Genomic DNA, 14,271 nt, shown 5'->3' with positions numbered 1-14,271 from the left:
ACCGTGGTCTCGACCGTGGAGGCGGGCGGCGACTGGACCGACCCGGAGTACTGGGTGCGGCAGGTCCGCGAGCCGGTGCGGTTCGCCGACGCCGTGACCAGGCTGAACGCCGGCCGCGTCCTGGAACTCGGCCCGGACACCGTGCTGGCGACCTTGATCCCCGACGCCGTCGCCGCCCTGCGCCGCGACCGGGACGAGGCCACCACCGTGCTCACCGCGGTCGCGGCACTGTTCACCGACGGCCAGGACGTCGACTGGACCGCCGTACTCGGCCACGGCCCGCGCGCCGACCTGCCCACCTACGCGTTCCAGCACAGCCGCTTCTGGCCCCGCCCGCGCACCGGGGCCAGCCGCGACGCCACCGGCCTCGGCCTGACCGAAACCGGTCACCCGCTGCTCGGCGCGGCCGTCGAGGCACCCGACAGCACCGCGACCCTGTTCACCGGGTGGCTGTCGCTGGCCACCCACCCGTGGCTGGCCGACCACGTCGTGCTCGGCCGCCCGCTCGTACCCGGCACCGCCCTGGCCGAGATGGCCCGCGCCGCCGGCGAGCGCGACGGCGTCCCGGTCGTCGAGGAACTGCTGCTACAGGCACCGCTGCCGCTGCCCGCCCGTGGCGGCGTCCAGCTGCGCGCCACCCTGGCCGAGGCCGGACCCGGCGGCCGGCGCACGATCACCGTGCACGCCCGCACCGACGACGACGAACCGTGGACCACCCACGCCACCGGCGTGCTGACCGCAGCGCAGGAACCCGTCCACCCGGCCGCGGACTCCGCGTGGCCGCCGGCCGGCGCCGAGACGCTCGACCTGACCGGTTTCTACCCGGCGACCGCCGCCACCGGGCTCGCCTACGGCCCCGCCTTCCAGGGTCTGCGCGCCGTCCACAAGCACGGCGACGAGGTGTTCGCCGAGGTCGAACTCGACCACCCGGTCACCGGCTACGGCCTGCACCCGGCCCTGTTCGACGCGGTCCTGCACGCCATCGCCGCCGGCGGGCTGTTCACCGACGGACAGACCCGGCTGCCGTTCGCCATCACCGGGCTGCGCACCTTCGGCCCGGCCGGCACCCGCCTGCGGGCCCGCCTGACCCGGGCCGCCAGCACCGACACGGTCCGCATCACGATCACCGACCCGGCCGGCACCCCCGTGGCCGAAATTGACAGCCTCGCGCTGCGCCCGGCCGCCGGGATCGGCACCGGCGCCGCCGACCGGCTGCTGCACACCGTGACCTGGACCCGGCAGGACATCACCGCCGCACCGGACCTCCCGGTCACTGTCGTGCTGGGCGACGACCTGCCGGACCCGGCGCTGCTGCTGGCAGTCGACGCGACCGCACCGGGCAGCGCCGCGGACCGGGCGGCGGCCCTGCTCGCCCTGATCCAGACCTGGCTCGCCGACCCGGCCTGGGCCGGTTCCCGGCTGGTGGTGCGCACCCTCGGCGCGGTCGGCGACGAGATCACCGACCCGGACGGCGCCGCACTGTGGGGCCTGGCCCGGTCGGTGCAGTCCGAACACCCGGACCGGGTGCATCTGCTCGACGGCCCGGACAACGCCTACTACCCGGTGCCGCAGGCCTGGATCCACGACGGCGCGGTGCACCTGCCGCGGCTGGCCCGGATTCCCGCGGCCGCCGCGATTCCCGATCTCGGGACCGGGACCGTCGTGGTCACCGGGGCGACCGGCACTCTCGGTGAGCTGACCACCAGGCACTTGATTTCACGGTACGGCGTGCAGGACCTGCTGCTGCTCTCCCGCTCCGGTCGCTCCCTGGACATCGACGGTGTCCGGGTGCGGGCCCTGGCCTGCGACGTCGCCGACCCGGACGCGGTGCACGCGGCCCTGCGCGACGAACCGGTGACCGCGGTGATCCACGCGGCCGGGGTGCTCGACGACGCCATGGTCGAGTCGTTGACCCCCGAGCGGCTGCACACCGTGTTCCGCGCCAAGATCGACGCGGCGCGGAACCTGCACCTGGCCACGCGGGACAAGCCCCTCGCGGCGTTTGTGCTCTACTCCTCGGCGGCCGGACTGTTCGGCAACGCGGGGCAGGGCAACTATGCGGCCGCGAACGCGTTCCTCGACGCGTACGCCATCTTCTTGCGGTCTGAAGGTGTCCCCGCGACGTCTCTCGCCTGGGGTTTGTGGGACGCCGGGATGGGCGCCACGCTGAGCGACGCCGAACGCGCCCGCGCCCGGCAGGGTGGCATCGTGCCGCTCACTGTCGAACAGGGCCTGGCCGCCTTCGACGCCGCGCTCGGCGCCGGCACCGCGGTCGTCGCCCCGCTGGCCCTGGACCTGGCCCCGATGCGCACCGCCGCCGAGGCCGGGCTGCTGCCCCCGCTGCTCGCCGGTCTGGTCCGCGTCCCGGTACGCACCAGCACCGACAACGCGCTGGCCCGGCGGCTGGCCGGCTTGCCCGCCGCGCAGCGCGAACGGGCCGTGCTGGATCTGGTCCGCACGCATGTGGCCGCCGTGCTCGGCTACCCCGGACCGGACGCCGTCGAGGTGGAGCGGGCGTTCCAGGAGCTGGGCTTCGACTCGCTCACCGCCGTCGACCTGCGCAACCGCCTGGCCACCGTGACCGGGCTGCGGCTGCCCTCCACGCTGGTGTTCGACTACCCGAGCACGCTGGTCCTCGCCGGGCACCTGGCCGCCGAGCTCGCCGGCTTTGTCCTTCCCGCGGCGCCGGTGCTCACCGGCACGACTGGTGGCGCGGACGAACCGATCGCGATCGTCGCCATGGCCTGCCGGTATCCGGGCGGGGTCACCTCACCGGACGACCTGTGGGACCTGGTGGCCGCCGGGCGAGACGGCGTCGGGCTGTTCCCGGAGGATCGTGGCTGGGCGGACATCTACCACCCGGACCCGGACCACCCGGGCACGTCCTACACGCGCGAGGGCGGCTTCCTCTACGACGCCGGTGACTTCGACCCGGAGCTGTTCGGCATCTCGCCGCGCGAGGCCCTGGCCATGGACCCGCAGCACCGGCTGCTCCTCGAAACCTCGTGGGAGGCGTTCGAGCGGGCCGGGGTGAATCCGCTGGGCCTGAAAGGCTCGCGGACCGGGGTGTTCGTGGGCGTGATGTACAACGACTACTCGATGGCTCTCGGCGCCTCCGACGACAACGCCGAAGGCTTCATGGGCACCGGCGGCAGCATCGCCTCCGGCCGGGTGTCGTATTCCTTCGGCCTCGAAGGCCCGGCGGTCACGGTCGACACCGCGTGTTCGTCGTCGCTGGTGGCACTGCACCTGGCCGCCCAGGCGCTGCGCAACGGCGAGTGCGACGCCGCGCTCGCCGGCGGTGTGACCGTGATGGCCACGCCGAACACGTTCATCGGCTTCTCCCGGCAGCGGGGCTTGGCCGCGGACGGCCGGTGCAAGTCGTTCGCCGACGGCGCGGACGGCACAGGCTGGTCCGAAGGTGTCGGCATGCTCCTCGTCGAGCGGCTCTCCGACGCGCAGCGACTCGGCCACCCGATCCTCGCGGTGGTGCGGGGGAGTGCGGTCAACCAGGACGGTGCGTCCAACGGGCTGACCGCGCCGAACGGGCCGTCGCAGCAACGCGTCATCCGCGCCGCGCTGCAGGCGGCCGGACTGACGACCGCTGACGTGGACGCGGTCGAGGCACACGGCACGGGCACCTCTCTCGGCGACCCGATCGAAGCGCAGGCACTGCTCGCCACTTATGGTCAGAACCGGTCAACGCCGCTGCAGCTCGGGTCAGTGAAGTCGAACCTGGGCCACACCCAGGCCGCGGCCGGTGTTGCCGGGATCATCAAGATGGTTCAGGCGATGCGGCACGGCACGCTCCCGGCGACCTTGCACGCCGCCGTCCCGTCGACCCAGGTCGACTGGTCGGCCGGTGCGGTGGAACTGCTGACCTCCTCGCGGGAATGGCCTGCGGTGGATCGGCCGCGGCGGGCGGCGGTGTCGTCGTTCGGGATCAGCGGCACCAACGCGCACGTCATCCTGGAAGCGGTGATCGACGTCGCGGAACCGCAGGCCACGGCCGAGCTGCCGGTCACGCCGATCGTGCTCAACGGCGCCGACGAGAAGGCGCTGCGCGAGCAGGCCGACCGGATCCGGACCTCGGCAGGTTCCCTCGGCGACATCGCCCGCGCGCTGTCTCGCCGTGCGCCGCTGCGTCACCGGTCGGTGATTCTTGCCGCCGATCGCGCTGACCTCAACCGGCTCCCGCTGCTGCGTGGCGAGGCTCGCCAGACCTCCCTGGCGGTCGTCTTCACCGGCCAGGGCTCGCAGCGTCTCGACATGGGCCGTGGCCTCTACCAGGCGTTCCCGGTCTATGCCGCCGCCTACGACGGCGCTGCTGGACCTGCCGAAGGAGCCGCAGGTGGAGCAGACCGGCTGGGCCCAGCCGGCGATCTTCGCCCTCGAGGTGGCGCTGCTTGCCTTGGTGCGTTCGTGGGGCATCAACCCGGACGTGGTCGCGGGCCATTCGATCGGTGAGATCGCGGCGGCCTATGCGGCCGGGGTTCTGACCCTGCGCGACGCTGCCACGCTGGTGTCCGCCAGGGGACGTCTCATGCAGGCGCTGCCGGCCGGTGGGGCGATGCTGGCGGTGCAGGCGTCGGAGGACGAGGTCCGTTCCGCTTTCTCGGAGATCGACATTGCGGCGGTCAACGGGCCGCACGCGGTCGTGGTGTCGGGGGTCGAAACGGTCATTTCGCCCCTTGAGGGCCATGGTTGGAAGACGACCCGGCTGCGGACCAGCCACGCGTTCCACTCGCGGCTGATGGAGCCGATGCTCGACGACTTCCGCGCCGTCGTGAAGACGCTCACGTTCAGCGAGCCGCACCTGCCGACCGTCTCCACGGTCGACGCGGCCGGCGACTGGACCGACCCGGAGTACTGGGTGCGCCAGGTCCGCGAACCCGTCCGATTCGCCGACGCGGTCACCCAGTTGAACGCCGGCCGGGTCCTGGAACTCGGCCCGGACACCGTCCTGGCGACTCTGGTGCCCGACGCCGTCGCCGCCCTGCGCCGCGACCGCGACGAGGCCACCACGCTGCTCACCGCCGTCGCCGCCCTCTACACCGACGGCCAGGACGTCGACTGGACCGCCGTGCTCGGCGCCGGCCCCCGCGCCGACCTGCCCACCTACGCCTTCCAGCACCGGCGGTACTGGCCGAGGCCGCGGACCGGCCCGACCGGCGACGCCGCCGGGCTCGGCCTGGCCGGCACCGGCCACCCCCTGGTCGGCGCCGCTGTCGCGCTGCCCTCCGGCGACAGCGTGCTGACCGGCACGCTCTCCGTGCACACCCACCCGTGGCTGCGCGACCACACGGTCGCCGGGCGGACCGTCGTACCCGGCACCGCGCTCGCCGAGATGGCCCTCGCCGCCGGCCACCAAGCCGGCCTGCCGGTCCTCGACGAGCTGCTGCTGCAGACGCCGATGACGCTCAACGACGGCGAAGCGGCCGCCGTGCGGGTCACCCTGGCCGCCCCCGACGGCGACCGCAGCGCGGTGACCATCCACTCCCGGCCGGGCGCCGACGAACCGTGGACCCTGCACGCGACCGGTGTGCTGGCCGCGGACACCGAGCCCGTCCCGGCCGTCACCGCCGGGACGACCTGGCCGCCTGCCGGGGCGCAGGAGCTCGACATCACCGGCTTCTACGCCACCGCGGCCGCCGGCGGCCTCGACTACGGACCCGCCTTCCAAGGTCTGCGCCGGGTCTGGCGACGCGGAGACACCGTCTACGCCGAGGCCGGCATCGACGACGCGGGCCGTGGCTACGCCATCCACCCGGCACTGTTCGACGCGGTCCTGCACGCCATCGGCGCCGGCGGGGCGCTCGCCGCTGAGGGCGGTGTGCGGCTGCCGTTCGGCTTCACCGGGGTCCGGGTCAGCGCCCGGGCCGGCACCACCGTCCGCGCCGAGATCAGCCCCGCGCCGGGCACCGACACGGTCCGGCTCACGCTGACCGACCCGGCCGGTACTCCGGTGGTCACGGTCGCCGCCCTGGCGCTGCGGCCGGTCGCCCCCGCCCAGTTCGGTGGCCTGGCCGACCGGCTGCTCTACGGCCTGGACTGGACCCCGGCACCGCTGACCCCCGCCGCCGACCTGCCGGTGGTGATGACCCTGGGCGCCGCGTTGCCCGCACCGGCGCCGATCCTGGTCGTCGACGCGACGGCACCCGGCACGGCCCGCGACCGCACGGCCACCCTGCTCACGCTCGTACAGACCTGGCTCGCCGACCCCGGCTGGGCCGACTCCCGGCTCGTGGTCCGCACCACCGGCGTGACCGGCGACGACGTCACCGACCCGGACGGCGCCGCGCTGTGGGGCCTGATCCGCTCCGCGCAGTCCGAACACCCCGACCGGTTCCACCTGCTCGACGGCCCGGACGACACCTACTACCCGGTGCCCGAGGCGTCGGTGCGCGACCGCGTCGTGCGGGTGCCGCAGCTGACCCGCCTGCGCGGCGGCGAACCGGTCGAGCTGGGCGACGGCACGGTCGTGGTCACCGGCGCCACCGGCACCCTCGGCGAGCTGATCGCCCGGCACCTGCTGGACCGGTACGCCGTGCGCGACCTGCTGCTGCTCTCCCGGTCCGGGCGCAACCCGATCCCCGGCGACCCCCGGGTCCGCTCCCTGGCCTGCGACGTCGCCGACGCCGCCGCGGTGACCCGCACCCTGCGCGGCGAACACCTCACCGCCGTGGTGCACGCGGCCGGTGTCCTGGACGACGGCGCCCTGGCCTCGCTCACCCCGCAACGGCTGGACACCGTGTTCCGGGCCAAGGTCGACGCCGCCCGCAACCTGGCCGCCGCCACCGCGGACCAGCCGCTGGCCGCGTTCGTGCTCTACTCCTCGGCGGCCGGCCTGTTCGGCACCGCGGGACAGGCCAACTACGCGGCCGCGAACGCCTACCTCGACGCGTACGCCCGCCAGTTGCGTGCCGCAGGCGTCCCCGCCACCTCGCTCGCCTGGGGTCTGTGGAGCGCCGGCATGGGGGAGCAGGCCGACCAGGCGCGGATGCGCCGCGGCGGTGTCCTGCCGCTCACCGCCGAGCAGGGCCTGGCCGCGTTCGACGCCGCCCTCGGCGCCGGCGCAGCCGTGGTCGCCCCGCTCGCCCTCGACCCGGTGGCGCTCGGTCAGGCCGCCGCGGCCGGCATGCTGCCCCCGCTGCTCGCCGGACTGGTCCGCACCCCGCGGCCGTCCGCGGCGGCACCGGCCGGCCCGGCGCTCGAGCAGCGCCTGGCCGGGCTGAGCGCCGACGACCAGGACCGCCTCGTACTCGACGTGGTCCAGACACAGGTCGCCGCCGTGCTCGGTCACGAGTCCGGCGCGGCCGTGCCGGCCGACCGGGCCTTCACCGAGCTCGGCTTCGACTCGCTGACCGCCGTCGAACTGCGCAACCGGCTGGGCCTGGCCACCGGGCTGCGGCTGCCGTCCACCCTGGTCTTCGACTACCCGACCGCCGGCGCGCTGGCCGCATACCTCACCGGCCGGCTGCGGCCCGAGGTGATCTCACCGACCGTGGCGCTGCTCGCTGAGCTCGACCAGCTCGAACAGGGCCTGCGCGCGGCAGCCGCCGGCGAACCCGACCGGACCCGGGTCACCGCGCGGCTGCACGGGCTGCTCGCCGCCTGGCAGGGCGCGGACGGCACACCGGGCGCCGGCACCGCGCTGGCCGAGGAGCTGGAAACCGCCAGCGACGACCAGATGTTCGACCTGCTCGGCAAGGAATTCGGCATCTCCTGACCCGCCGCCGCGGCACACGAAGGGCACACACATGAGCGAGCCAGGACAGGTCCCGGAGGACCGGCTGCGGTACTTCCTCAAGCGGGTCACCGCCGAGCTGCACGACACCCGCGAACGGCTGCGCGGCGCCGAGCAGTCCGCCGTCGAGCCGATCGCGATCGTCGGCATGGCCTGCCGGTTCCCCGGCGGCGTCGGCTCACCGCAGGACCTCTGGGACCTGGTGGCGGCCGGGCGCGACGCCATCGGGCCGTTCCCGGACAACCGTGGCTGGGACGTCGACACCCTCTACCACCCGGACCCGGACCACCCCGGTACGACGTACTCGAATCAGGGTGGTTTCCTGCCCGGCGCAGCCGACTTCGACCCCGGCCTGTTCGGCATCTCACCGCGCGAGGCCCTGGCCATGGACCCGCAGCACCGGCTGCTGCTGGAGACGTCCTGGGAGGCGATCGAGCGCGCCGGGCTGGAGCCCGCGGCGCTGCGCGGCTCCCGGACCGGAGTGTTCGCCGGAGTGATGTACAACGACTACGCCCTGGTGGTCAGCGGTTCCTCGGACGCTGCCGAGGGGTTCATGGGCACCGGCGGCAGCATCGCCTCCGGCCGGGTCGCCTACACGTTCGGACTCGAGGGGCCGACCGTCACCGTCGACACCGCCTGCTCCTCGTCGCTGGTGGCGCTGCACCTGGCCGTGCAGGCGCTGCGCAACCGCGAGTGCGAGATGGCCCTCGCCGGTGGGGTCACGGTGATGGCCACCCCGAACACGTTTGTCGGCTTCTCCCGGCAGCGCGGGCTGGCGCCGGACGGCCGGTGCAAGTCGTTCGCCGACGACGCCGACGGCACCGGCTGGGGTGAGGGCGTCGGGATGCTGCTGGTCGAGCGGTTGTCCGACGCACGGCGCCTCGGCCACCCGGTCCTCGCGGTGGTGCGGGGGAGCGCGGTCAACTCCGACGGCGCGTCCAACGGGCTGACCGCGCCGAACGGGCCGTCGCAGCAGCGCGTCATCCTGGCCGCGCTGGCCGCCGCCCAGCTCGAACCCGGCGACGTCGACGCCGTCGAGGCGCACGGCACCGGCACCCCGCTCGGCGACCCGATCGAGGCGCAGGCGCTGCTGGCCACGTACGGCCAGCGCCGCACCGAGCCGCTCTGGCTGGGCTCGGTCAAGTCGAACCTCGGGCACACCCAGGCCGCCGCCGGCGTCGCCGGGATCATCAAGATGGTCGAGGCCATGCGGCACGGCAGGCTGCCGGCCACCCTGCACGCCGCCACCCCGTCGACCCAGGTGGACTGGACGGCAGGCGCGGTGGAACTGCTGACCTCGTCGCGGGACTGGCCCGCGGTGGACCGGCCGCGCCGGGCCGCGGTGTCGTCGTTCGGGATCAGCGGCACCAACGCACACGTCATCCTCGAAGCCGTTCCCGACGAGGTTCCGGCGGCGCCAGCCGCACTGCCGGTCACTCCGCTGGTGTTCGCCGCCGCCGATGAGCAGGCCCTGGACGCGCAGCTCGCCCGGGTCGCCGCCCACCTGGCCGGCCATCCCGGTGTGTCGCTGCCCGCGGTGGCCGCCACGCTCGCCGGGCGCGCCCGCCTGCCGTACCGCGCCGTGGCGCTCGGCCGTGACCGGTCCGAGCTGGCGGCCGCGCTGGCCGCGGGTGGCACGGTCCGCGGTGTTGCCGGGCAGCCCGGCCGGCTCGCTGTCGTCTTCACCGGCCAGGGCTCGCAGCGCCTCGACATGGGTCGCGGTCTCTACGACGCCGTGGAGCAGACCGGCTGGGCCCAGCCGGCGATTTTTGCCCTGGAAGTTGCCCTGCTTGCCTTGGTGCGCTCGTGGGGCATCCACCCGGACGTGGTCGCCGGGCACTCGATCGGTGAGATCGCGGCGGCGTATGCGGCCGGAGTGCTGACCCTGGCCGACGCTGCCACGTTGGTCTCCGCGCGGAGCCGTCTGATGCAGGCGTTGCCCGCTGGTGGTTCGATGCTGGCGGTGCAGGCGTCCGAGGACCAGGTCCGGGCGGTGTTCCCGGACGTCGACGTCGCGGCGGTCAATGGGCCGCACGCAGTGGTGGTGTCCGGCCTTGCCGAGGACATCGCGCCCGTCGAAGCCCACGGCTGGAAGACGACGCGGCTGCGCGCGAGCCACGCGTTCCACTCGCGGCTGATGGAACCGATGCTCGACGACTTCCGGGTCGCGGTGAAGGCGCTGACGTTCGCTGAGCCGCGTCTGGCCGTGGTCTCGACCGTGGCGGACGGTGGGGACTGGACCGATCCGGAGTACTGGGTGCGGCAGGTCCGCGAACCGGTGCGGTTCGCCGACGCCGTGACCCGCCTCGACGCGACCCGGGTCCTGGAGCTCGGCCCGGACACCGTCCTCGCCACCCTGATACCCGACGCCGTGGGCGCCCTGCGCCGCGAGCGCAGCGAACCCGCAACCCTGCTCAGCGCGATCGCCACGCTGTTCACCGCCGGCACCGCCGTGGACTGGCCCGCGGTCACCGGCGACGGCGGGCACACCGACCTGCCCACCTACCCGTTCACCCACCGCCGGCTGTGGCCCCGCCCCGGCCCCGGCGGGGGCGGTGACGCCGCCGGCCTCGGCCTCGACCCCGGCGGGCACCCGCTGCTCGGCGCCGCCGTCGAGCTGCCGGACACCGCGACCCTGGTGCTCACCGGCACCCTGGAACCGGCCGGCCAGCCCTGGCTCACCGAGCACACCGTGCGGGGCCGGGCCGTGCTGCCCGGCACCGCCCTCGCCGAGCTGGCCCTGGCCGCCGGTGCCCGCGCCGGCGTACCCGCCCTGGACGAGCTGGTCTTCCAGGCGCCGCTCACCCTGCCCGAGCGGGGTGCCGCCGCGATCCGGGTCACCGTGACCGAGATTGATCGTGTCCACACGGTCACCGTCCGGTCCCGGGCCGCCGATGGCGAGCCCTGGACCACCCACGCCACCGGCACGCTGTCCGCCGCCGAGCCCGCGGACGTCGACGCCGACCTGGTGAGCTGGCCGCCGGACGGCGCCGAGGAACTGCCGCTGACCGGGCTCTACGAGACGTTCGCCGAGGCCGGCCTCGGCTACGGCCCGGCGTTCCGCGGCCTGCGCCGGCTGTGGCGCCGCGGCCCCGAAGTGTTCGCCGAGGTGCGCACGGACGCGCCCACCGACGGGTACGGCCTGCACCCGGCGCTGGCCGACGCGGTGCTGCACGCGATCGGCCCGGCCGCGCTGCTGCCCGGCGACGGCCTGCGGCTGCCGTTCGCGGTCGCCGGCGTGCACCGGTTCGGCCCGGCCGGCGCCGCCCTGCGCGCCCGGCTGACCGCCGCGGACGGCGCCGACGCGATCCGGCTGGACCTGGCCGACGACACCGGCCTGCCGGTGGCCACCTTCGAACGGATCACGCTGCGCCCGGTCGCCACCGACCGGTTCGGCGGCGCCGCGGCCGACCGGCTGCTGTACGACGTCGCCTGGGTGCCGCAGGAGGCGACCGCCACGGCACCGGACGCCGTCGTGCCGCTCGGCGCCGCACTGCCGTCCCCGGTGGCGACCCTGCTGGTGGACGCGACCGCGCCGGGGCCCGCCGGAACCCGGACCGCCGCCCTGCTCACCCTGCTGCAGACCTGGCTCGCCGACCCGGCGTGGGCGTCCGCGCAGCTGGTGGTGCGCACCCACGGAGCGGTGGGTGAACGGGTCACCGACCCCGACGGCGCCGCGCTGTGGGGCCTGGTCCGCTCGGCGCAGGCCGAACACCCGGACCGGCTGCGGCTGCTCGACGGACCGGACGATGCGAGCTACCCGCTGGCACAGGCCGTGATCCGCGACGGCGTCCCGCTGGTGCCGCGGCTCGCCCGGCTGCGCCCGGAGCACACCGCGGCGGGCCCGGTGACGTTCGGCGCCGGCACGGTCCTGGTCACCGGCGCGGGCGGTACGCTCGGCAGCCTGCTCGTGCACCACCTGGCGCAGGCGCACGGCGTCCGTGACCTGCTGCTGCTGTCCCGCTCCGGCACCGGCGTGGACCTGCCCGGCGCGGTCGTGCGCTCGCTGGTCTGCGACGTCGCCGACCCGCAGGCGGTCGCCCGGGCCCTGCACGGCGAACGGATCACCGCGGTGGTGCACGCCGCCGGTGTCCTCGACGACGCGCTGCTCGCCGACCTGACGCCGGACCGGCTCGCCACGGTGTTCCGCGCCAAGGTGGACGCCGCCCGCACGCTGGTGGCCGCGACCCGGGACCAGCCCCTGGCCGCGTTCGTGCTCTACTCCTCGGCGGCCGGTGTGCTCGGCAACCCGGGACAGGGCAACTACGCGGCCGCGAACGCCTTCCTCGACGCGTACGCGATCCAGCTGCGCGCCGACGGTGTCCCCGCCACCTCGCTCGCCTGGGGTCCGTGGGACGCCGGTATGGCCGACGCGCTCGGCGAAGCCGGGCAGCGGCGGCTGCGCCGAGGCGGCATCCTCCCGCTCACCGCCGCGCAGGGCCTCGCCGCGTTCGACGCCGCCCTGACCACCGCCCGGCCCCTGCTGGTGCCGGTCGCGTTCGACCCGGCCGGCCTGCACGCCGCCGCGTCCGCCGGAGCACTGCCCGCCGTCCTCGCCGGTCTCGTCCCGGCCGGCGCCGGCGCGGGCGGCCCGGACCAGCGGGCACTCGCCGCCTTCCAGCGCCGGCTCACCCAGCTGCCCGCCGACGACCTGCGGGCCGCCCTCGCCGATCTGGTCGCCCGGCAGGCCGCGGTGGTGCTCGGGCACACCGCACCGGACGACGTCGACGCGCACCAGCCGTTCCTGGAAGCCGGCTTCGACTCACTGACCTCGGTGGAGCTGCGCAACCGGCTCGGCACCGCCACCGGGCTCACGCTGCCGACCACGCTGCTGTTCGACCACCCCACCCCGGACGCCCTGGTCACCCACCTGGCCGGGCGGCTGGCCCGCCCGGACGAGGCGGCACCGCAGCAGGCCGGCACCCTCGGCACACTGTTCCGGGAAGCCTCGGCCACCGGGCGCAGCGGCGAGTTCTTCGCGGTGCTGACCGCGGCGGCGGCGTTCCGCCCGGTGTTCCGCACCGCCGCCGAGCTGCCCCGCCCGGTCGACGTGGTCCGTCTCGCCACCGGCACCGAGGGCGCGACACTGGTCTGCCTGCCCTCGATCCTGGCCATCTCCGGCCCGCACCAGTACGTCCGGTTCGCCGGCGCCCTGCGCGGGCGGCGCAGCGTGGCTGCGGTCGCCGCACCCGGCTTCCACCACGGCGAGTTGCTGCCCGCCAGCGTCGCAGCGGTGATCTCCGCGCAGGCCGACGCGGTCGTGGCGCACCTCGCCGGCCGCCCGGCGGTGCTGGTCGGGCACTCGTCCGGCGGCATGCTCGCGCACGGCGTCGCCGCCGAGCTGGAACGCCGCGGCGCCGCCGTGGCCGCGCTCGTACTGATCGACATCTACTCGCACGACGTCGAGGCGCTCGCCGGCATCCAGCCGGTGCTCAGCGCCGGCATGATCGAACGCGAGGACGGCTACGTGCCGATGGACGACACCCGGCTCACCGCGATGGGCGGCTATGTCAGGCTCTTCCACGGCTGGCAACCCGGCCCGATCGCCGCACCGACGCTGCTGGTGCGCGCCGGCGAGCCGATGTTCGGCTGGTCCCGCGACGGCGACTGGCGCTCGTCGTGGCCGCTGCCGCACCGCACCCTGGACACCCCCGGCAACCACTTCTCCGTCATGGAGGAACACGCCACCACGACCGCCCGGACCGTCGACACCTGGCTGTCCGAGCTGCTCCCGACCGATCTCGACCCGAAGGCAGCCACGTGAGCAACCCCGCCGAGAACCTGTGGATCCGCCGGTTCCACTCCGAGCCGAACAGCCGCGTCACCCTGGTCTGCTTCCCGCACGCCGGCGGCTCGGCCAGCTTCTACTACCCGGTCTCGGACGCCCTGCAGTCCGCCGTGCAGGTCGTCGCGCTGCAGTACCCGGGCCGGCAGGACCGCCGGCAGGAGCAGCCGCTGACCACCATCGGCGAGCTGGCCGACGCGTCGTTCGCGGCGTTGCGGCCGCTGATGGACCGGCCGCTGGCGTTCTTCGGGCACAGCATGGGCGCCACCCTGGCGTACGAGGTCGCGGCGCGGATGCGCACCGGGCTGGGCAGCGGCCCGGTCACCCTGTTCGCCTCCGGCCGGCGGGCGCCGTCGCGGCACCGGGTCGAGACCGTGCACCAGCGCGACGACGAGGGCATCGTCACCGAGCTGAAGACGCTCAGCGGCACCGACACCCGCATCCTCGGCGACCTGGAGCTGCTGCGGATGATCCTGCCGGCGATCCGCAGCGACTACACGGCCGCCGAGACGTACCGCTGGCAGCCGGCCCCGCCGCTGGCGTGCCCGATCGTGGCGCTGGTCGGCGACACCGACCCGAAGGTGAGCCTGGACGAGGCCGAGGCCTGGGGTGAGCACACCACCGGCGGTTTCGAGCTGCGGACCTTCCCCGGCGGGCACTTCTACCTCGCCCAGCACCAGCGCGCGGTGATCAACCTGATCAGCGACCAGCTGCTCTCCCTGACCCCCTGAGGATGGCC

Annotated in this window: 3 protein-coding genes and 1 pseudogene; all 4 read left to right on the top strand. The window is 75.0% G+C overall.

The window, feature by feature from the left end; all coding sequences use genetic code 11:
- The first annotated feature begins 15 nt into the window (after window positions 1-15).
- The 4 genes and pseudogenes from ADL15_RS51245 to ADL15_RS09925 all read left to right on the top strand — a co-directional run bounded on the left by ADL15_RS51245 (window position 16) and on the right by ADL15_RS09925 (window position 14,263).
- Complete coding sequence (locus tag ADL15_RS51245; protein ID WP_232343998.1) at window positions 16-4,467, top strand: type I polyketide synthase; 4,452 nt, start codon at window positions 16-18, stop codon at window positions 4,465-4,467.
- Window positions 4,352-7,729, top strand: a complete 3,378-nt coding sequence (locus tag ADL15_RS09935) for an SDR family NAD(P)-dependent oxidoreductase (protein WP_157441269.1) — start codon at window positions 4,352-4,354, stop codon at window positions 7,727-7,729. Before ADL15_RS51245 ends, ADL15_RS09935 begins: the two co-directional genes overlap by 116 nt.
- 46 nt (window positions 7,730-7,775) lie before the next feature.
- A pseudogene (locus tag ADL15_RS09930) lies at window positions 7,776-13,511 on the top strand (beta-ketoacyl synthase N-terminal-like domain-containing protein); the annotation flags it as partial.
- Window positions 13,508-14,263: a thioesterase II family protein gene (locus ADL15_RS09925; protein WP_067687509.1), complete on the top strand. Its 756-nt coding sequence runs from the start codon at window positions 13,508-13,510 to the stop codon at window positions 14,261-14,263. The pseudogene ADL15_RS09930 and the gene ADL15_RS09925, both read left to right, overlap by 4 nt.
- Window positions 14,264-14,271: the final 8 nt, after the last annotated feature.

The sequence above is a fragment of the Actinoplanes awajinensis subsp. mycoplanecinus genome (genome assembly GCF_001509495.1).
Lineage (GTDB): Bacteria > Actinomycetota > Actinomycetes > Mycobacteriales > Micromonosporaceae > Actinoplanes > Actinoplanes palleronii.
Note: the sequence above shows the minus strand (reverse complement) of the source record. Positions and strands in the feature narration are given on the sequence as shown.